This window comes from Paraburkholderia phymatum, from assembly GCF_040965635.1.
Lineage (GTDB): Bacteria > Pseudomonadota > Gammaproteobacteria > Burkholderiales > Burkholderiaceae > Paraburkholderia > Paraburkholderia phymatum_B.
Map to the genome: position 1 here is coordinate 314,575 of NZ_JBFRCH010000003.1, position 19,217 is coordinate 333,791.

Sequence of the window (19,217 nt, forward strand, 5' to 3'; positions counted from 1 at the left end):
ATGTCAGTCCTCTTCAGCGGCGGATGGCCCAAAGTTCCATCGCCAGCCCCGGGAATTCGCCCGCGACGTGCAACGCCATGCCGGCGGACGTCGCGAACTGCTTCCACAAATCATTGCCGCGATCGAGCTCGAAGTACGTGAACCCCGCATGAAACGGCAACTGGCGTGGCGCGACGGGCAGCGCGCGCAGCCCGATGCCGGGCAACTGCAGGTTCACGAGATCGCGAATGCGCTCGATCGGTCCGATCTTCACTTGCGGCGCAAAGCCCGTGAGGATGTTTTCCGCGGGCATCTGCGCGCGCACGGCCAGCACGAACATCGCCGAAGCGAACAGGTTCTTGTCCGGCACGAGCGCCACGCGCAAGCCGAACTTGCGCTCTTCGAGCGGAATCGGTACCGCGTGCGGGTCCATCACCATGCTGAGCGACGCGCGCAGATCGTCGATGACGGGCGCGAAAGTTTCCTTGAGCCGGTCGTGCCGATACACGGGATACGCGGGCGGGCGCTTCGTCGGCTGGCTGAACGTGGCGAGTTCGCCCGCAAGCTGCAACGCGATCGCGTACAGCGCTTCGGGATGCAGCCCCGTCATCGTCGACAGGTGCGCGGCGAGCGGCTCGTGCCGGTTGATCAGTTGCAGCAGCAGGAAATCCGCCACTTCCGCGACGCCCGTCACGCCCGGCTGCGCAAGACGCGCGGCCAACGCTTCGCCGCGCTGATGCAGCAGGCCGACGAGATCATCGACGAATGCGGCGAGCCGGCGCGCCACGCGATAGTCGAGACACGGCGCGCTGTAGTCGCCTTCGAGCACGACGCGGTTATCCGGCAAGCGCTCGACGACGCGCGCGACGCCGAGCACCGCATACGCATTCGCCACATCGGGTTCGAGCGCGAGCCGCACGCGCAGCTTGCCGATCTGCATCAGCGCCGGCGCGGCATTCGGATCGTTGCTGTCGCCGATTTCGAGTTCGGACACGCGGTGCCGCGCGAAATTTTCTTCGCTCCCGTCGTTGCCCGTTTCCGCGATGCCCGGTCTGCGCACGGGCAGCGCGAGCGCGATCAGCGTATTGCGCGTGCCTTCCGGAATATCGAGCGGCTCGGGGAGGTCGTCGTCGGCGGGCAGGTTGAACGGCGTGCCGTCGGGCATCACGCCCGCGCACGACAGCAGCGCGACCTTGCCGAGCTTGAGCAACTGCTCGTCGATTTCGAGCGCCGTCAGCCCCCAGCTATACGGACGCAGTCCCGCAGCCCGCGTTTCCAGTTGCGTCTGCAAGTAGCGGTCGTGCTGCTGCAGATGCTGAGGCTGCAGGAACATCCCCTCCGACCAGATGACTTTGCTGTTCCAGGACATGTTTGTTGTCGCTAGCTAGTGGCGTTCTCGTGGCGAAAATGATCAGCGGTTGTCCGACGGGTCTGTCTTGCCGTTCTTGCGCGCGGCGCGCAGTGCATCGATCTGCGCTTCGTACGCATCGTTGAACGCGTTGCCGAACAGGCGCTGGAAGTCGTCCTGCGCCTCGCGCGCGACGCTCTCATGCCGTTCGACGAACAGGTCCCAAAGCTTTGACTTGCGGTTGGACAGCACCTTGTCGATCACGCCGCCCTCCTTCAACTGGGCCTCGATCGTCGCGGGATCGAAGCGCGCGAGCACTTCCGCGAGCGCCGCGCGCATGCCGACGATCACGGCCAGTTCGTGCGACTCGATGTCGTCGAACGCGCGCTCCAGCGCCTGCGCCGGCGACAGATAACCGGCGCCGCGGCCCGTCAGCATCTGCGCGAGTGCGCTGTCGACATCGGGGAAGAACTTCAGCGGGTTGTTGTCTCGCGCGACGATCAGCGTGACGTCGAGACGCGCCTCGCGACGCGTCATCGAGCGCGCGCGAAGCACGGCCATCGTGCCGCGCAGCGCGTCGCGCAGCATCGCGCCGACGAGACGCGCAAGATCGGCGGGCGGAAGATTGGGCGCGCGCGAAGGATCGAGGCCGAGTCCTTCGAGTAGCGCGGCGTATGCGTCGCCCGACGCTTGCGCGGGGCGCGGTGCTTCGTGTTCGCTCGATGGTGCGGGGGCGTGTGCTGGCATCGTGGCAGTGGTCGCGGCAGGTGCGGGCGATGGCGCAGGCGATGGCGCTTGCCGTTCGAACACGGCCGTCTGCACAGGCTCACGCGCGACGGGCGCAGGCGCGGGAACGGGCGCGACCTCGGTAGGATCTTCGAGAGGCGCGTGCTGTGCGGGCTGCGCGAGCAGATCGTCGAATGGCGTCGCTGGGCCACTCGCCGCGGCATCGTCGAGCAGGCTGGCTGGCAAGCCCGTCGGTCCCTGTTGAAACACAGGTGCAGGTGCCGGAGCGGACGGCGTTGCGCTCTGAGCCGGATGCGCCGGAGCGGACACAAACACGGGCGCGGGTGGCGGCGCAAACACCGGCGATGCAGGTGCGGCCACGGCAGGCGCGCCGCCAGGACGCGGCGACGACTCCCATTGCGCGAGCGCATCCGCGAGCGGATCGTAGTCGGCGGGAATGCCTCCCGGCGATGCAGCCGGCGACGCAGACGAACCGAACGCGCCAGGCGTCGCTGGCGGCACGAGAGGCGCCGACGCCACAGGCGCGGAGAACGCCTGAAACTCCGGCGCGACGTGATCGCTTTCAGAGCCTGCATAGCGCGGCCCCGTCGCAATCGGCTTGCGCTCGCCGAAGGCGGGCTGTCCGAGCGGATCGAGCGCGCCGAGGCCGAACGGATCGCCTTGCGCGTCGGCGGGCGACGGTTCGCCGAGCACCTTCACAGCTGCCAGCGGATCGGGCAGCCCCGCCCCCGTCATGCTGCGCGCGCCAGCGACGCGTTCGCCGATCGACACTTCGAGCAGATACGTGCCGATCATCAGCCGGTCGCCGCTCGCAAGCCGGGCCTCGCGCGTGCCGCCGAGCGCGCGCTGATTCAGCACGCTCGGATTGCTGCCGAGATCGCACAACAGATACTCGCCGTCACGAAACTCGATGCGCGCGTGCACGCGCGAAATCGCGCGCTGCTGATCGGGCAGGACCAGCGTGCAGTCGGTTGCGCGTCCAATGGTGCCGCCCGCCGTGCCGAACTCGACCGCGATCGGCTCGGCGACAGGCTCGTCATTGAAACGCGCGACGCGCAACGAAAGAACCGGATTGCTCACCTCTATCATCCCCTTGGCTTGTCGACCAGAGTTGGCGCTTGAACTGTCGGCTGGAGTTAGTGCTTTAGCACTTACTCCAGTCCCATGCAGAGCACCTTACTCTGGTCCCATGCAGCGCGGTCGACCAGAGTTGGCGCTTTAGCTGTCGGCTGGAGTTAGTGCTTTAGCACTTACTCCAGTCCCATGCAGACCGCCTGATCCCCTGCAAATCATCCACGCATCCCGTCATCACTTGAGCTTCTTCGTACCATCATCAGCGTCCTTCGGATCGGTGGGCGCAGCAGGCGACGAGCCGCTGCCCGATCCCGCCGAGCCACCCGAATTCAACAGGATCGGCGTGCCTGATACCGCGACGCTTGCCGGCCCCACCACGACGAACGCGCCCCCTGCCTTGAGCGTGATGCTCACGCCCGCTTCGATTACGACGTTCATGCCCGCCTTGATATGGATGTTCATGCCCGCGTCGATCGCGTAGTCCATCCCGACTTTTTCCTGCAACTTCTGGCTGACGTTCAGCGAGTCATTGCCTTGCACTTTCGCGTTGCGATCGCCCGTTACGCTGTCGTGCCGCGCGCCCGTCACCGCAATGAATTCATTGCCCGTCACCTTCAGATGGCGGTCGTTGCCGACGTTCGTCAGCATGTCGTTCTTGATCCACGTTTCATGGTCTTTTTCCGCGTGGAAGAACAGTTGCTCGCTGCCCTTCGTATCGTCGAAGCGCATTTCATTGAACCCGCCGCCGCCTTTGGTCGAATTGCTCTTGAGCGTGGACAGCGCGGCGTTCGCCGGCAGGTCGTACGGCGGCATCGTGTTCGCGTTGTACACGCAGCCGGTGACGAGCGGCCGGTCAGGGTCGCCTTCGATGAAATCGACGAGCACTTCCTGGCCAATGCGTGGGATGAAGAACGTGCCCCAGCGCTTGCCTGCCCAGTCGTGCGATACGCGCACCCAGCAGCGCTTCATTCTCGCGGCCGCATCGGCGGGCGGTGCGAACTGCTCCCAATGAAACTGCACCTTGATGCGGCCATACTTGTCGGTGAGAATCTCGTCGCCGTCGGGTCCGACCACCATCGCGGTCTGCGGGCCTGCCACGATGGACCGCGGCGTGATGCGTTCGGCGCGGAACTGGTTTTCCTTGCGCAGCGCGGCAAAGCTGCAATCGAAGAACGGCAGCGCGCGCTTGTCGCCGCGGTTGTCGTTACGCTTGTCGCCGCGGTTGTCGTTATAGGTGGATACGTACGTGTCGGAATTGATTTCGTACTCTGCGCTGACCACCAGATAGTCGTGGTTCTGAGCATCGCACGCGTGTCCTTGCAGCTTGAACAGCCCGCCCGGCCACACGCCGCGCGCGCTCGACCGGCCGCTGATGCTGTCGTTGCGGGCCTGGCGAATCTCCACGCCGACCTTTGCGTAACGGTCGCCGTCGCCGGACTGGATGTGGCCGCTCAGGTGCTCCTGCATCGTGTATACGGGCGGATCGTAGACCTTCGGCCGCGTCGCGCGCGACAGCAGCCCTTGCTGGTTGCTCGACGATGGCTTCTCGAAGTCGTACTCGTTCACTTCGTACTTGCCCGTCTGCAACTCGGCACCCGACGACCACTGATACACGCACTCTTTCTCGTGGCCCGGCTCGTACCACCCGTCATAGGCGATCGTCGCGTAGTGATCGATCGACGCATGCACGTCTGCTGAATCCGTCATCACGAGCGTGTGCTTGCCGCTCTTGTGCTCGAAGTAGTAATAGATGCCCTCGTGCTCCATCAGCCGGCTGACGAACGCGAAATCCGTCTCGCGATACTGTGCGCAATGCTCCAGCGACGGATACGTCGCCGAGCATTTGTTGCTCATATCGATGTCGTAATCCTGCAGCACCTTCGCGATGATGTCAGGCACGGTCATCTCATGGAAGAAGCGGCTGTGCGACGCACGCGTGAGCAGCCACAGCCGCGGCCGCACGACGGCCTCGTAGCGCGCAATCCGGTTGCGCGTGCGATCGCCGGGCGCGACGATGCGAAACGCGGTGACGATGCCGTTGATCTGCCGCTCGCCGTCAGAGGGCAGGGACACGGCAATCGAGATATCCTGGCCGAGCAGATCGCCCGGCTTCAGATCGTTGCTGGTGCTGAGCAGATCCAGATGAAACTCGCTGAGCCGCCCGAGCGCCTCGTGCCCGGTCAGGCGCAGGAACAGCAGGTCGCTGCCGGCAGGCGCGCAACTGACGGTGATGTGGCGGAGCGGGTCTTGCGTAGTCATATCACGGAATCATCGTATTGACGGTGGCCGGGTTGACGATGGTGACGACGCCGCCCCAGTTGCACATGCACTTCGAGACGTTGTCGAGCGACGGCTGGCTGCCGAGAAGCACGGTCGGCGCGCCCGTGACCCACGGCGTCGCCGTTGCGGGCACGCACGGCATCGGTGTGAGCACGCCCATCGCGGCCGCCGTCGCTGCGGCAACGGTCGGGTTCGCGGGCGAGCTGCACATGCCGAACGGCATGATGTTGACGAGCGGCACATGGTCCATGATGTTGGCGGCGGGCGGCCCTTCGCCCATCACGCGGTTCACGGGCAGCACGACGAGCGTCGATGGCGCTGCGCCGAACGAGCACTGCAACGTTGCTCCCATGCTGACTTGCTGCGGCATATGCAAACTCCGTCTGAGTGCAAGCGCTCAATCGAACGTGTAGATGAACTCGCCGTCGCGCGCGCCGATCTGCACCTTCGATACCGTGGTGCCGTTCATCATCCGCGTGAGGAACTCGTTGCTGATGTGAGGCAGCAACGTGTTCGTCAGGATCGCGTCGATCATGCGGCCGCCGCTTTCCAGTTCAGTGCAGCGGCTCGCGATCAGCTTCACGACATCGTCGTCGTACGCGAACGGAATCTTGTGCGTCGCGCGCACGCGCTTTTCGATCCGCCCCAACTGCAAGCGGATGATCGCGCCGAGCATCTCGTCGGACAGCGGGTAGTACGGAATCGCGACGAGGCGTCCTAGCAGCGCCGGCGGAAAGACCTTCAGCAACGGCTCGCGCAGCGCTTTCGCAATGCCCTCCGGCTCGGGCATCAGCTCGGGGTCCTTGCACAGATTCGCGATCAGATCGGTGCCCGCATTCGTGGTGAGCAGGATCAGCGTGTTCTTGAAGTCGATCACGCGCCCTTCGCCATCCTCCATCCAGCCCTTGTCGAACACCTGGAAGAAGATCTCGTGCACGTCGGGGTGCGCTTTCTCCACTTCATCGAGCAACACGACGCTATACGGACGACGCCGCACGGCCTCCGTCAGCACGCCGCCTTCGCCATAGCCGACGTAGCCCGGCGGCGCGCCCTTCAGCGACGACACGGTATGCGCTTCCTGGTACTCGCTCATGTTGATCGTGATGACGTTCTGCTCGCCGCCGTACAGCACTTCGGCGAGCGCCAGCGCCGTTTCCGTCTTGCCGACGCCGGACGTGCCCGCGAGCATGAACACGCCGATCGGCTTGTTCGGATTGTCGAGTCCCGCGCGCGACGTCTGGATGCGCCGCGCGATCATCTCGGTCGCATGCCCCTGGCCGATGATCCGCTTGTTCAGGTTTTCCGCGAGCTTCAGTACGTTCTCGATCTCGTTGCGCACCATTCGTCCGACGGGAATCCCCGTCCAGTCCTGCACGACGGACGCGACCGCCTGCTGGTCGACCGTCGGCAGGATCAGCGGGTCTTCGCCCTGATGCTGCGCGAGCTTCGCTTGCAGTTCGCGCAGTTCGGCAAGACGCGCGTCGCGCGTGGCGGGATCGACGGATGCGGCCGGATTGATGGATGCAGCGGATTCGGCGCTGGCCGCGCCTTCGACCTTGCCTGTCTCGTTGCGCAGTTGCGCGCGCAACGCGAGGATGCGCTCGACCAGTTCTTTCTCGCCCTGCCAGCGCGCTTCGAGTTCTTCGAGACGCGCGCGCTCGGTCGTGAGATGCTCGGTCGCCGCGGCGAGCCTTTCGCCCGTTTCGATGCCGACAGCCGTCTCGCGCCCGATGATCGCGAGTTCCGTTTCGAGCGCGGCAATGCGCTTTCTCGAATCGTCGACGGAAGGCGGCGTCGCGTGCTGGCTCACGGCGACGCGCGCACAAGCCGTGTCCAGCAGACTCACGGCCTTGTCGGGCAACTGGCGCGCGGGGATGTAGCGATGCGACAGCCGCACGGCTGCCTCCAGCGCCTCGTCGAGCACCTGGACCTTGTGATGCTTCTCCATCGTCGACGTGATGCCGCGCATCATCAGGATGGCCTTCGTCTCGTCGGGCTCGGGCACCTGCACGACCTGGAAGCGCCGCGTGAGGGCCGGGTCTTTTTCGATGTGCTTCTTGTACTCGGCCCACGTCGTCGCGGCGACGGTGCGCAGCGTGCCGCGCGCGAGCGCCGGCTTGAGCAGGTTCGCGGCGTCGCCCGTGCCCGCCGCGCCGCCCGCGCCAACGAGTGTGTGCGCTTCGTCGATGAAAAGAATGATCGGCTTCCCGGAAGCCTGTACTTCCTCGATCACCTGGCGCAGCCGGTTCTCGAATTCGCCTTTCATGCTCGCGCCCGCTTGCAGCAGGCCTACGTCGAGCGTGCGCAACTGCACGTCGCGCAGCGTCGGCGGCACGTCGCCCGCGACGATGCGCTGCGCGAAGCCCTCGACCACAGCCGTCTTGCCGACACCCGCTTCGCCCGTCAAGATCGGGTTGTTCTGGCGGCGGCGCATCAGGATATCGACGACCTGGCGGATCTCTTCGTCGCGGCCGACGATCGGGTCGAGCTTGCCGCTGCGCGCCTGCTCAGTGAGATCGGTCGTGAAGCGATTGAGCGCCTCCTGCTTGCCCATCGCGGCGGGCGGCACAGCGCCGCCACTATCGCCTCCCTGTGTCGCGCCCGCTGCCTGGAAGCCGTCGCTCGCGCTCATGCCCGCTTCGGGCGAACCGCCGAGCAGGCTGTCGAACTCGTCGACGAGCGCCTCCAGCTTGACCCGCTCGAACTGGCGCGAGATGCCGTACAGCGCGTTGCGCAGCGACGGTGTCTTCAACAGGCCGACGACCAGATGCCCCGTGCGCACCTGCGACTCTCCGAACATCAGCGAGCCGAACACCCAGCCGCGTTCGACGGCCTCTTCGACCTGCGATCCGATGTCGACGACCGAGCCCGCGCCACGCGGCAGCCGGTCGAGCGCATCCGTCAGGTCGCGCGCCAGCGCCGAAGGCTCGACGCCGAAGTGCTTCACGATGCGATGCAGATCCGAGTCCTGCAATTGCAGGATCTGATGGAACCAGTGTACGAGCTCGATATACGGATTGCCGCGCAACTTGCAGAACACGTTCGCACTTTCGATCGCACGATAGGCCAGCTTGTTCAGCTTGCCGAACAACGCTGCACGTTTGATTTCGGCCATTTTGCTAGTCCTTGGATGAGTGTTGGGGGTCCGGCTGGCGCGTGTGCGCGTCGCTACGCTCGGGTTCGCCGGGCCGCCCGGACAACGAAGAAGAATGTGAAGCGGGATGCAGCTTCAGTTGACGCTGATCCTGCACGGCGGGGCCGCCCAGCAGCCAGCTCGTATAGCCGAGCCGCGCGCGGCGGCCCAGCGCGAGACGCGGCACATCTTCCTGCTTGAGCCACAGGTTCAGGTCCCAGTCGAGGCCGTCGCGCACGTAGTTGCGTACCCAGTCGGTCAGGCGGCGCAAGCTTTCGCCGCCTGGCAGGAAGCGCTCGTAATCGGCGAGCGTCAACGGGCCGATGACGATGCGAAACTTGTGCTGGCAATCCCACACGCTCGCGCCGAGCAGCGTCGATACACCGAGCGCGGACGATCCGTCGCGCGCGCCCAACCGCGAGAGCGTGTCGCGCGGCAGCGGCATCCAGTGGCCGACCCATTGCTCGATACGCACGGGCAGATGGAAAAAGCGCGCAAGAATCAGTTGCAGGCCCGCTGCGGGACGCGTCGGTGCAGCGAGCAGTCCGGCGAAGTGCAGCTTCGCGAAATCGGGCACTGCATCGCGCTCGCGCAGCGCCGCTTCGCCGAGACCAAACGTGCTGCCCACATACACCGAAAAGCGGTCGTGCTGCGGCCTGTCGAGACTCACGGTCGGCTGTGCATTGGCCCACGCCCGATAGAACAGCGACACCATCCGGTGATGAAACACATCGAGAAAGCGCGCGAACGTCGGGTCGTTCGCGTTGCGCGCGCGGTCGCGCACGTATTCGGTCACATGCACGGGCATCGGCCCGTTCGGCCCCAAGAGGCCCATGAAATTCACCGCGAGCCGAGCCGCGTGTCCATCACGCGACGGGATCAGCGCGGCGAGCGTCGCCGGGTGAAAGATCAGTTCCGGCTCCTGCGAAAAGCGCACGGCATCGTCGCGCGGGCGCAGCGATTCCCCGATGCGCGGCTTGTCGCGATGGGCGTTCTCGATGAGCCGCACGGCCTGGAAGAAATCGAAGCGCCATGCGTGTGTTTCGAGTTCGCGCAGCAAGGTCAGAGCGTCAGGCATTGTCCGCCTCTCGCTGGCCAGCGCATGATCTCGCCGCGCGACAGCGTTCTCACCACCGTCTCGGCGAACGAATTGATCGACACGTATTGCGCAAAGTAGTGCGACATCACGGCGCCGAGCAGAAATGCACCCGCGCCTTCGAAAGCGGCATCGTCGAGTGTCAGCGTGATTGCAAGGCCACGGCCGAACACGATCGGTCCTGCAAACGGCAGGCGTCGCGTCACCGAATGCGACTCGACGGAATGCATGCCTTCGATCATCCGCTGTGTCGCCGGGTCGCCGACGGGGCAATAGAGGCTCAGAAGGTCGCGCAACGCGCGGGCGCCCTCTTTCGCGTCGCTATCGACGAGCGATGCATAGTTCAGCGACAGATGGCTCAGCAGCCGCCATGCGACGGCGCCATGCGCATACGACGGCAGCGGGCGGCTCGGGCCGCTCACGCAGCGCACGCTCTCGACGGGCGCCTCGACATCGAGCGTGAAGTCGCTCTGGCCGCTGCCGATCGACAGCGTGAGCGGCAAGTCGCGATTCGTGCAGAGCACCTGCAATCCGAGCTGGCGCAGATCGCCGCGAAACGGCGCATTCGCCGCGTCGACGAGCGCGATGAACGTCTCGCTGCCCAGATAGCTCGTGCGCGGTCCGCGTTCGGCCTGCCGCGACGAACGCAGCCTCTTCTCCCGCCGCACCTGGTAGTAAGCGCTCGCGCCGTGGCCCGCGCCGAGATCGCGCGCGTGATAGAACGCGTCGAACTTCTGCTCGGCGGCGGCACCCGCGCCATAGCCGGTGACTTCGTCGATCGAATAGATCTCGAAGTCCATCGGCCGCGTGCGATCGGCGATCACGTGATATTCGAACTGCTCGCCGGACAGCGCGATGCGGTCCGTCCGGCGCGGAAACAGATTGATCGCGGGCGTGCAGAAGAGCGCGAAGTTGGACGCGTCGAGCGACTGTTCGAGCAGCGGATCGCCGCGCTTGAGCAACACGATCACTTCCACTTCGTTGTCGCCGCAACGGCGCAGCGCCGGCTGCAAGCCATCGATCGCGACGAACATGAAGCGTTGCGCGAACGCGAAATACTCCTGTAGCAGCCGATAACCCTGGAACGACTGCTTGCTGATCGGGAGCAACGCTTCGTCTTGCGCAAAGCCGACGGGCACGACGGCCGTTGCGGGCAGTTGCGCATGCCACGTTGCGGGTCGCGAGACGGGCATCAGGACGACACCAACGGCAGAGCCGAGCAGGCGCTCATAGGTGCGGGTCGGCAAGGCGTCGGCGCCGCGCAGATACAGCACCAGCCTGTCGAGCTTCAACTGGTTGATCCTGAGGCCACCCGTCGCGCGCAGACGCAGCCGCAGGCCTGCTTTCACACCGGGCGGCAGCGCGATATCTATGCCGCCGAGCGAGCCCGAATGCGTGAAGAACTTTGCATCGGCGATTTCGATCGGCCATAGCGTCAGGTCGTGAGCGCTGCGATATTCGCAACGCGTCGAGCCGTTCTTGTCGAGCACGCTGCGAAACGCGCTGCCACGCGCGACCTTCACGCCTTCCGCGAGGCCGGGGTTGCTCAGATCGGGCTGGATCTGCACGACGGCCATCGACGGCGTCGGCGCGAGATAGTGCGGATAGACCAGTTCCGCGAGATGCTGCGTGAAGCGCGGAAACTCGGCATCGATCTTCATCTGCACGCGCGCGGCGAGAAAGCTGAACCCTTCGAGCAGGCGCTCGACATACGGGTCCGCGCATTCGAGGCTTTCCAGCCCGAGGCGCGCGGCGACCTTCGGATATTCCTTCGCGAACTCCCCGCCCATCTCGCGCAAATGCTGGAGCTCTTCGCTGTAGTACTTGATCAGTTCGGGGTTCATGAATTCAACGTGCCCCGCTCTGGTCGATCACTCTGATTTCGCCGGCTTCGAGATCGAGCTCGGTCCTGAAGTAGAGCCGCTCCAGATACGGCTGCGCCCACAAGTCTCCTTCGATCAGAAACGACACGGTATTGTGGCGACCCGTGGTTTCTTCGTTCTGAACGGCCGTCACGCGCACCGTGTCGCGGATGATGCGCGGCTCGAATGCCCAGATCGCGTCGCGCACGTGCTTTTCGAGTTTCGCGGCATCGATGCCCGAGGCCGTCTTGCCCGCGATGTCCGGAAAGCCGAAGTTCAATACCGACGTGCTCACATACGGATAACCCGACAGTTCCTGCACGGAAGCGAGTCCGTTCGCGTTCAGGAGCCACGCGAGATCGCGCTGCACGCTCTGGCGCAGCGCACGCATCGACAGCACGCGGCGCTCGCGCGCCTCCTGCTTCACCTCCGGCTCGTAGTCGGTCAGCCGGTCGAGCAGCGAGGGCTGCAACCGGTCGCGCGTGCTCGACTCAGCCATGATCCGGTGCGGCGCTTGCACCGCCCTCGTTGCCAGGCGGTGCGTCGACCGCCAGTTCGATGGTGCGGATATCGAGCAGCGCATAGTCGTTCACGTCGGTCGTCAGCATCCGTTGCCCGACGGGACGCGCTTGCGCCGCCTCGCCGCCGATCCATTCGGTCAGACGCGCGAGCCATAGCGCGTGGCTCTTGTGGGCCAGCGTGCCCGCATAGCGAGTCGGAATCAGTCCGGCTGCCTGGCCTTCGTTGGCCCACGTGAAGATCGCGGGCGTCCAGACGCGGTCGCGCAGATCGACGGGCGCTTCGATCTCGATGCGCCTGATCCGGAAGAAAGGCACCCAGTAGTAACGGCCGTTGAGCACCGTTTCAAGCGTGGGTCCGAGCCGGCCGTCGGCATCGGCGATCCATTCGAACGGCTCGCCGTTGATGCTGCCCGAGGTGGTGGGCGCGTCGGCGAGCGCCTGTTCGCGGGCGGCCGTGGCTGCTGCGCCATCACCCGCCGCATCGAGCCGCAACGCTTCGACGAGCAACGCGAGCCAGCCCGTCGGCTCGCCGAAAATCAGCGGCGCGCGCGTGCCGTTGAAGACTTCCTCGCGCAGCGCTTCGCATTGCAACGCTTCGCGGTAGGCCTGCACCATCGGCAGCGCGGCGGCGTCGAGATCGCCGACGACGTTCAATTGAGTCAGCGCGCGGTCCCACGAGCCCTGCACCGCGAGCAACTGGAACAGGAACACGCGAAGGGACGCCTTCGACGGATCGTTGCGAACCTGCATCTGCAATTGGCGCAGGCTCTCGTCCAGATCGCCTTCACGCAAGCTTTCCTCTGCGGTCATGTCAATTCGCTCCGTCAGGCCGGATCAAATGCAATTGCGCGCAACGGCGTGCAACTGCGCGAGACGGGACGCCGTTGCCCACGCCATCGCGTTGCCGTGCCACAGCGCTGTTCGATTGCGGCACGGCACGCTGCCCCCGTCTAGTTGGTCGCGTCGTTCTTCGGAATGTCCCACTTCACCTCGACGACGCCGCCCTCCTTCGCTCCCTTCGCGTTTTGAGGCTGATATTCGACATGGAACTTCTCGAAGTTCAGCGTCACGTTTTCGGTGAAACGGTCTTCGCCACCCGAGCCGCCCGTCGAGTACGAGCTGACCAGCAACGCGGTCAGCGTCACCTTGTAGTACTCAAGCGGGTTGTCGCCGCCCGCCTTGCGCACGGTCAGCACTGCCGATTCGATATGCGAGCCCTTGCAGCAGGCCGCCATGATCGCCGGCGACGCCTTGTCGACGTATTTGGTGAACGAAAGGTCCTGCACGTTCACCTTGCCTGCGCCTCCCCCCGTGCCCATGTGCATCGTGCCGCTCTGGCTCAGCCCCCAGCTCCACGCGAGCACTTCGATTTCCTCCTTATGGGTCTTGTCCTGGGACTCGCCCTTGATGTCGCCCAGCTTCATGAACATATCGACGGCCATGTTCTTCTCCACTCAAAAACGTTTCGTCGGTAACAACGGAATTCCGTCATGCCGCCTTGGCGGACGGAAGCTTCGAGACCAGCCGCAATGACACGGTCAGGCCTTCCAACTGGTAATGCGGACGCAGGAAAAACTTCGACGTGTAATAGCCGGGATTGCCTTCGACTTCTTCGATCACGACTTCGGCGGCGGCAAGCGGCCGGCGTGCTTTTGACTCTTCGCTGGAATGAGCGGGATCGCCGTCGACGTATTGCAAGATCCAGTTCTGCAGCCAGCGCTGCATGTCGTCCTTTTCCTTGAAGCTGCCGATCTTGTCGCGCACGATGCACTTCAGGTAGTGCGCAAAGCGGCTGCATGCGAACAGATACGGCAGCCGCGCGGCGAGATTCGCATTCGCCGTGGCATCGGCATCTTCGTACTCGGCGGGCTTGTGCAACGATTGCGCGCCGATGAACGCAGCAAAGTCCGAGTTCTTCTTGTGCACGAGCGGCATGAAGCCGTTCTTCGCCAGTTCCGCTTCGCGCCGGTCGCTGATGGCGATTTCCGTCGGGCACTTCATGTCGACGCCGCCATCGTCGGTCGGGAACGAATGCACCGGCAAGCCCTCGACGGCGCCGCCCGACTCGATGCCGCGAATCCGCGAGCACCAGCCGTACATCTTGAACGAGCGGTTGATATTGGTCGCCATCGCGTAGGCCGCGTTGGCCCATGCGTATTTGCCGCTGTCCGCGCCCGCTGTGTCTTCCTCGAAGTCGAATTCATCGACGGGGTTGGTCTTCGCGCCATAGGGCGCGCGTGCAAGAAAGCGCGGCATCGCGAGACCGATGTAGCGCGAATCTTCCGACTCGCGCAACGAGCGCCACGCGGCATGCTCGGGGGTCTGGAAGATCTTCGTCAGGTCGCGCGGATTGGCCAGTTCCTGCCACGAATCCATCAGCATGACGGCGGGGTCCGCGCCTGCGATGAACGGCGCATGCGCGGCGGCAGAGATCTTCGCGATCTGGGTCAGCAGGTCGACATCGGGACCGCTGTTGTCGAAGTAATAGTCAGCGACGAGCGCGCCATAAGGCTCACCGCCGAACTGCCCGTACTCTTCTTCGTAGAGCTTCTTGAAGAACGGGCTCTGGTCCCATGCAGTACCTTTGTATTTCTTGAGCGTCTTGTACAACTCGCCTTTTGAAATATTCATCACGCGAATCTTCAGCGACTCGTCGGTCTCGGTGTTGTTTACCAGATAGTGCAGACCGCGCCATGCGCTCTCCACTTTCTGGAACTCTTCCGAGTGAATGACCAGATTGATCTGGTCGGTCAGCTTCTTGTCGATCTGCGCGATCAAGCCCTCGATGGTCGCGAGAACATCGCTCGAAATGACTGCGGTATCGCGCAGCGCCTGTTCGGCGAGCGTGCGCACGGCCGTCTCGACGGCTTCTTTCGCTTTCTCGCTTTTCGGCTTGAATTCCTTTTGCAGCAGATTAGCGAAGTCGCTCATTTCGAGCGTGCCTTCTGCCTGCTGCACCTGCTCCTGGGGATTGGGTTCGGCCATGGTCAGACTCCACTGTTGGTCGCGCTTATTCCTGTGGCTTCGGCGCGGATGCGAGCGATTGAAGCAAGGCCGGATCGTTCAGTACTTTAGCGATCAATTCCTCGGCGCCGGTCTTGCCGTCCATATAAGTCAGCAGGTTCTGCAACTGGCCGCGCGCCTCCAGCAGCTTCGACAGCGCATCGACCTTGCGCGCGACGGCAGCGGGAGAAAAGTCGTCCATGCTCTCGAACGTCATGTCGACGGCGAGGTTGCCTTCGCCTGTCAGCATGTTCGGCACCTGCACCGCGACGCGCGGCTTCATCGACTTGAGGCGCTCATCGAAGTTATCGACGTCGATCTCCAGAAACTTGCGGTCCGCGACGGGCGCAAGCGGATCGGCAGGCTGCCCGGACAAGTCGGCCATCACGCCCATTACGAAGGGCAGATGCACCTTCTTTTCCGAGCCATACACCTCGACGTCATATTCGATCTGCACGCGCGGCGCGCGATTGCGTGCGATGAATTTCTGGCTGCTTTCCTTGGCCACGACAGTTCCCCTGGTTGACGCCGCACCGTCGAAAGACGGGGCAGCGTATCAGTTGCGTTGCTGATCAACTCCCCACGACTACAGGGCCTGTTTAGATATGAAACGTGCATGCGTTGCCCCGTAAAGGGCCGCTCGCAAGGATTGCGACGCAGCGAATACTGGACGTCCCCCAAGGGGATTTCCTTCGGGGCATATTCGCAAGGAGCGTGACGCCGCGAGCGGCCCTTTACGGGGCAACCCTCTTTGGGATTTATTCCACGGGAACGCCCGAAAGCGGCCGCATGGCGGCGTCGCGCGTCGCTTGTTTGGCTCGGCCAAACGGGCGCTCCTTGCTCCTTGCCCTGCCGCCGCTTTCGGGCGTTCGCATGCACGTTTCATATCTAAACAGGCCCTAGCTATCGATACCGCCAACCTGCCGGGCCTGGCCAAGACCTTCCGGCGCCAGGTCCTCGAGTATTTCCATGAAGTTCTTGTCCACGAGACGCCGCGCGCGGTTCAGCAACAATGGCACCGGGCTCGACGGCTCGTGCTTCTGGTAGTAAGCGCAGATCTTGTCGAGCAGCCGGATCACGTCCTGCCGGCTGTTCACTTCGCCCGTCGGCGGCGCGCCCGTGCTCGCTCGCGCGCCCGTGCCCGCGGGCACGTCCGTCTCTCCGTCGCCTGTCGCTGCTTCGTTCGCGATTTGCGGCACGGCTTCGCCGACACGCTCGCCAAGAAATCCCGCTGCCTGTTGCAACAGACGCGACAACGGCGACAGATCGATGGCCTGGGCCGTGCCGACGCGCTCCGTCAACAGCGTTTCGATACGTGTGTTGCTGCTGCGCGCGCCCTGCAACGCAGCGACGACGCGCACGGCATCGTCGCGCACGTCGGCGATCGCCGCGTCGATCGACGCGAGGGACAACGGTTCGACGCCCTCGGGCGCGGACGCGTCGCCGTTCGCATATTCGATGTCCCGCAGCCTGACGATTCCATGCGTGCGCGAAGCGACAAGCGGCGTATCGCGCACGTCCAGCAGCATGCCGGATTGATCGACGAGAACAGTCAGCGCATTGATGCGCGCGGTCGGGTCGTTGTCGTCGTCGGGATCGAGTTGCGGATGGACATGATTCCAGTGCTGTTCGAGCAGCGCTTCGATCAGCGCGAGCCCTTCGGCAAGACCCCCGAAGCCCTGCCGATGCAGCAGCGCGCGCGCAAGATGCGCGGCCACACGCAAGTCGCGGCTCTTGCCGAACAGTTCGAGGGAAAGCGACTGAGCTGTCTTCCAGTCCGGCGGCGTGGCAGCGACTACGGTTGCGCCATACTGGACATCCGGTTTGCCGTGAACGGCCTGTTCGAGTTCGAGGAACAGCGGGTCGTACTCGACATCGTCCCCACAAGGGCTTTCTGGTGAGAGTTCGGCAAGCAGTACCCCGGCATCGAGCGTGGCCATTTGTTGTATTCGCTGCAGTCAGAAACGAATAGTTTTAGCGTGCTCGCTCTTCGCGACGACTCACGCCACGTTAACTGTCGAAACTGGACTTCCCCCGGATTGAATAGTCAATTGAATAAATTCGGATTGCTTATGTATGGGCGCGTTTATACAGCTACGTCGCAACGCGGTCACTGCTTCGGAAAACCGATACGAGCGTAGCACGCAATCCTTAAAATTAAAGGACAGGTTCGATGCTCTCGCTTTTGTAAAGCCGATTCAAAAATTCAATTAAAAATGGCGTTTCTAAGCGCCTTAAAAAAACGCAAGATGCGCATACGGTCGTGGTTTTGCATCAATCGCAACTTGCGCGTCACTCGGCGGCATTACCATCTAGTAAACGTTCGAGTCTCACAAAATTGAAAAAAAGCACGATTGGACGTAATAAGGTAAACCCTCATATTGGTTTTGTACCAGCGTGTGCAATACCTAAGGCAGTACTTTTCGCACTATTGCGGTGAATATCTGTTTCCTCTATTAGTCGACGCTGAGCGGTAGCGGACTGTTGTCAGCGTCCCGGACTCAAACGAACGGACGCTTTTCGAGTACTGAATCCGCACAGCATGACGCTGTGCTCATCATGCGGGGTGACGTGTGACACACATAGAATGCGCACGTGCGGTCGACCGTGCTTGCGATGCGGCGTTGCCGGACTTGTGGCGGCGCCGTACATGTCTGAATCGTGACGAAATGGCTTCAATGTATTTAATCGTTCGCCGCGCACTTCAGGCGTATTACCCATTCGAATTACAGGCGCTAGGCGAAGACAAGGAAGAGTTGATCTCGCAGTTCATTTATTTCAAGGTTTTCCGCCTCGAAGCCGCGCATGCGCACCCGGAAGCGTTCCCACTGCATAGCGCGCCTTCTAATGGTCACGCAGTGTGCGCATATTTCCGTCGTTATCTGATCGATTGCCTGCGCAATGCCAGTCATCAACGCAACGTCGTGTTTGACAACGAAGACGTGCTGGCCGAGATCGAGCAACAGGCAGCCGTGCAAAGCGACCCCGTCGGCTCGGTGTTGCTGCAACACGGACTCGACGAGCGCATTGTGCGCGAATCGGCAGCGCGCTTCATCGCCGGACTCGACAAAGTCGACCAGTTGCTGCTTGCAGGCAGCCTCGGCTGGCTCTCGAACGAAAAAGGCGGACTGGCGGAGATTGCCGCGCGCTACAGGATCGCGTCATATCACTATCGCGCCCGCAAGCTCGGCGTCACGCTGAAAAAAGGCTCGCTGCCCGCCGATTTTGCCGCGACGAACATTGGTCAGTGGGTCGCGAAAACGCTCGGCATCGACATCGTCGCGGATAACAGGATCGCGATCCTGCTCGTGCTCGGCATCCTCGCCGAGCAGTCGCACGCGCCAGCGGCCGAGCCCGCCCCTGAGCGAGGCTTTCTGTGCGACTTGTCACAGCAAGCCTGACGGACCGCGGCGGCCGGCAACGCAATGAAGATTCGCTAGGCGACTGGTCGAGCGAGCGCCTTTATTACTGCGTGCTTGCGGATGGCGCGGGCGGACATGGCGGCGGCGATACCGCATCGGCGATCGTCGTCGATTCGGTGCTTGCGGATCTGCGCTATCTGACCGTTGGCGAGTTGCCGCCGACGGGCCAGCGTCTCGTGAGCGCGCTCGCGCACGCGAACGACAACATCGTCGAAGAACAGACGCGCGGCGGCGCTGCGCTCAAAGACATGCGCTCGACGGCCGTGGTGCTCGCGATCGACTGCGAGCAGCGCACGGCGGCGTGGGCGCATTGCGGCGATTCGCGTCTCTATTGCTTCCGTGGCGGCAACGTCCGCGTGCAGACGCGCGATCACAGCATGGTTCAGGAAATGGTCGACGCGCGCCTGCTGTCCCCCGACGCAGCGCGTCATCATCCGCGCCGCAATGTGCTGCTCGCCGCGCTCGGCGAGCGCGGAGATCTGCACATCACGGGTTCCTCCGGCACCTTCAGCCTGCTCGATCGCGACGCGTTCCTTCTGTGCAGCGATGGGCTGTGGGAGTACGTCGACGAAACCGACATGTGCGAAGCGCTGCACAACGCCGCGACACCGGACGCCTGGCTCGACGCACTCGCCGCGCAAGTGCGCGCAACGGCGGATGCGAACCGCGATAACCAGAGCGCAATGGCAGTATGGATCGTCGACGCGGAAGACACGCAGGCAACCATATTGCAGACGAGCCGCGCGCCTTGA

General features: G+C 63.7%; 14 protein-coding genes and 1 pseudogene. 2 read left to right on the forward strand and 13 right to left on the reverse strand.

Translation table 11 applies throughout. The annotated features are described in order from the left end of the window. Positions 1–13: 13 nt before the first annotated feature. From tssK to tssA, 13 genes and pseudogenes are all read right to left on the reverse strand, one after another. Entirely contained in the window at positions 14–1,348 is a 1,335-nt protein-coding gene (gene tssK, locus AB4Y32_RS08040; protein ID WP_368720805.1) for a type VI secretion system baseplate subunit TssK, read from the reverse strand. Positions 1,349–1,390: 42 nt separating this feature from the next. Continuing rightward, positions 1,391–3,154, reverse strand: a complete 1,764-nt coding sequence (tagH, locus tag AB4Y32_RS08045) for a type VI secretion system-associated FHA domain protein TagH (protein ID WP_368720806.1) — start codon at positions 3,152–3,154, stop codon at positions 1,391–1,393. A 228-nt stretch (positions 3,155–3,382) separates the two neighbouring features. Beyond that, entirely contained in the window at positions 3,383–5,407 is a 2,025-nt protein-coding gene (locus AB4Y32_RS08050) for a type VI secretion system Vgr family protein (protein ID WP_368720807.1), read from the reverse strand. Position 5,408: 1 nt separating this feature from the next. Continuing rightward, positions 5,409–5,798 carry a DUF4280 domain-containing protein gene (locus AB4Y32_RS08055; RefSeq protein ID WP_368720808.1) on the reverse strand — a complete coding sequence of 130 codons (390 nt, stop codon included), beginning with the start codon at positions 5,796–5,798 and terminating at the stop codon, positions 5,409–5,411. A gap of 27 nt (positions 5,799–5,825) precedes the next feature. Further along, positions 5,826–8,543: a type VI secretion system ATPase TssH gene (gene tssH, locus AB4Y32_RS08060; RefSeq protein WP_368720809.1), complete on the reverse strand. Its 2,718-nt coding sequence runs from the start codon at positions 8,541–8,543 to the stop codon at positions 5,826–5,828. Between the two features lie 4 nt (positions 8,544–8,547). Continuing rightward, positions 8,548–9,639: a type VI secretion system baseplate subunit TssG gene (gene tssG / locus AB4Y32_RS08065; RefSeq protein WP_368720810.1), complete on the reverse strand. Its 1,092-nt coding sequence runs from the start codon at positions 9,637–9,639 to the stop codon at positions 8,548–8,550. Next, on the reverse strand, positions 9,624–11,501 hold the full coding sequence (gene tssF, locus AB4Y32_RS08070; protein WP_368720811.1) for a type VI secretion system baseplate subunit TssF: 1,878 nt from the start codon (positions 11,499–11,501) through the stop codon (positions 9,624–9,626). The genes tssG and tssF overlap by 16 nt, the downstream gene beginning before the upstream one ends. A gap of 4 nt (positions 11,502–11,505) precedes the next feature. Then, positions 11,506–12,018, reverse strand: coding sequence for a type VI secretion system baseplate subunit TssE (gene tssE, locus AB4Y32_RS08075; protein WP_368720812.1), 513 nt, complete (start codon positions 12,016–12,018; stop codon positions 11,506–11,508). A gap of 118 nt (positions 12,019–12,136) precedes the next feature. Then, positions 12,137–12,850: pseudogene (locus AB4Y32_RS08080) on the reverse strand (type VI secretion system accessory protein TagJ); the annotation flags it as partial. A gap of 140 nt (positions 12,851–12,990) precedes the next feature. Continuing rightward, positions 12,991–13,482, reverse strand: a complete 492-nt coding sequence (locus tag AB4Y32_RS08085) for an Hcp family type VI secretion system effector (RefSeq protein WP_368720814.1) — start codon at positions 13,480–13,482, stop codon at positions 12,991–12,993. A gap of 46 nt (positions 13,483–13,528) precedes the next feature. Continuing rightward, positions 13,529–15,025 carry a type VI secretion system contractile sheath large subunit gene (gene tssC, locus AB4Y32_RS08090; protein WP_368720815.1) on the reverse strand — a complete coding sequence of 499 codons (1,497 nt, stop codon included), beginning with the start codon at positions 15,023–15,025 and terminating at the stop codon, positions 13,529–13,531. 25 nt (positions 15,026–15,050) lie between these two features. Next, positions 15,051–15,551: a type VI secretion system contractile sheath small subunit gene (gene tssB / locus AB4Y32_RS08095; RefSeq protein WP_028369702.1), complete on the reverse strand. Its 501-nt coding sequence runs from the start codon at positions 15,549–15,551 to the stop codon at positions 15,051–15,053. Between the two features lie 391 nt (positions 15,552–15,942). Continuing rightward, on the reverse strand, positions 15,943–16,983 hold the full coding sequence (gene tssA / locus AB4Y32_RS08100; RefSeq protein WP_368720816.1) for a type VI secretion system protein TssA: 1,041 nt from the start codon (positions 16,981–16,983) through the stop codon (positions 15,943–15,945). 729 nt (positions 16,984–17,712) lie between these two features. Here tssA and AB4Y32_RS08105 point away from each other — a divergent pair. Both AB4Y32_RS08105 and AB4Y32_RS08110 read left to right on the forward strand, forming a co-directional pair. Continuing rightward, positions 17,713–18,444 (forward strand): hypothetical protein, encoded by a 732-nt coding sequence (locus AB4Y32_RS08105; RefSeq protein WP_368720817.1) that lies wholly within the window; start codon positions 17,713–17,715, stop codon positions 18,442–18,444. Next, entirely contained in the window at positions 18,420–19,217 is a 798-nt protein-coding gene (locus AB4Y32_RS08110; protein ID WP_368720818.1) for a PP2C family serine/threonine-protein phosphatase, read from the forward strand. The genes AB4Y32_RS08105 and AB4Y32_RS08110 overlap by 25 nt, the downstream gene beginning before the upstream one ends.

Bases quoted from the DNA above. Each gene is read 5' to 3' on its own strand.
- AB4Y32_RS08085 (WP_368720814.1), bottom strand. From the start codon at position 13,482: ATGGCCGTCGATATGTTCATGAAGCTGGGCGACATCAAGGGCGAGTCC.
- AB4Y32_RS08055 (WP_368720808.1), bottom strand. From the start codon at position 5,798: ATGCCGCAGCAAGTCAGCATGGGAGCAACGTTGCAGTGCTCGTTCGGC.
- AB4Y32_RS08050 (WP_368720807.1), bottom strand. From the start codon at position 5,407: ATGACTACGCAAGACCCGCTCCGCCACATCACCGTCAGTTGCGCGCCT.
- tssC (WP_368720815.1), bottom strand. From the start codon at position 15,025: ATGGCCGAACCCAATCCCCAGGAGCAGGTGCAGCAGGCAGAAGGCACG.
- tssE (WP_368720812.1), bottom strand. From the start codon at position 12,018: ATGGCTGAGTCGAGCACGCGCGACCGGTTGCAGCCCTCGCTGCTCGAC.
- tssK (WP_368720805.1), bottom strand. From the start codon at position 1,348: ATGTCCTGGAACAGCAAAGTCATCTGGTCGGAGGGGATGTTCCTGCAG.
- AB4Y32_RS08105 (WP_368720817.1), top strand. From the start codon at position 17,713: ATGGCTTCAATGTATTTAATCGTTCGCCGCGCACTTCAGGCGTATTAC.
- tssG (WP_368720810.1), bottom strand. From the start codon at position 9,639: ATGCCTGACGCTCTGACCTTGCTGCGCGAACTCGAAACACACGCATGG.
- tssH (WP_368720809.1), bottom strand. From the start codon at position 8,543: ATGGCCGAAATCAAACGTGCAGCGTTGTTCGGCAAGCTGAACAAGCTG.
- tssA (WP_368720816.1), bottom strand. From the start codon at position 16,983: ATGGCCACGCTCGATGCCGGGGTACTGCTTGCCGAACTCTCACCAGAA.
- tssF (WP_368720811.1), bottom strand. From the start codon at position 11,501: ATGAACCCCGAACTGATCAAGTACTACAGCGAAGAGCTCCAGCATTTG.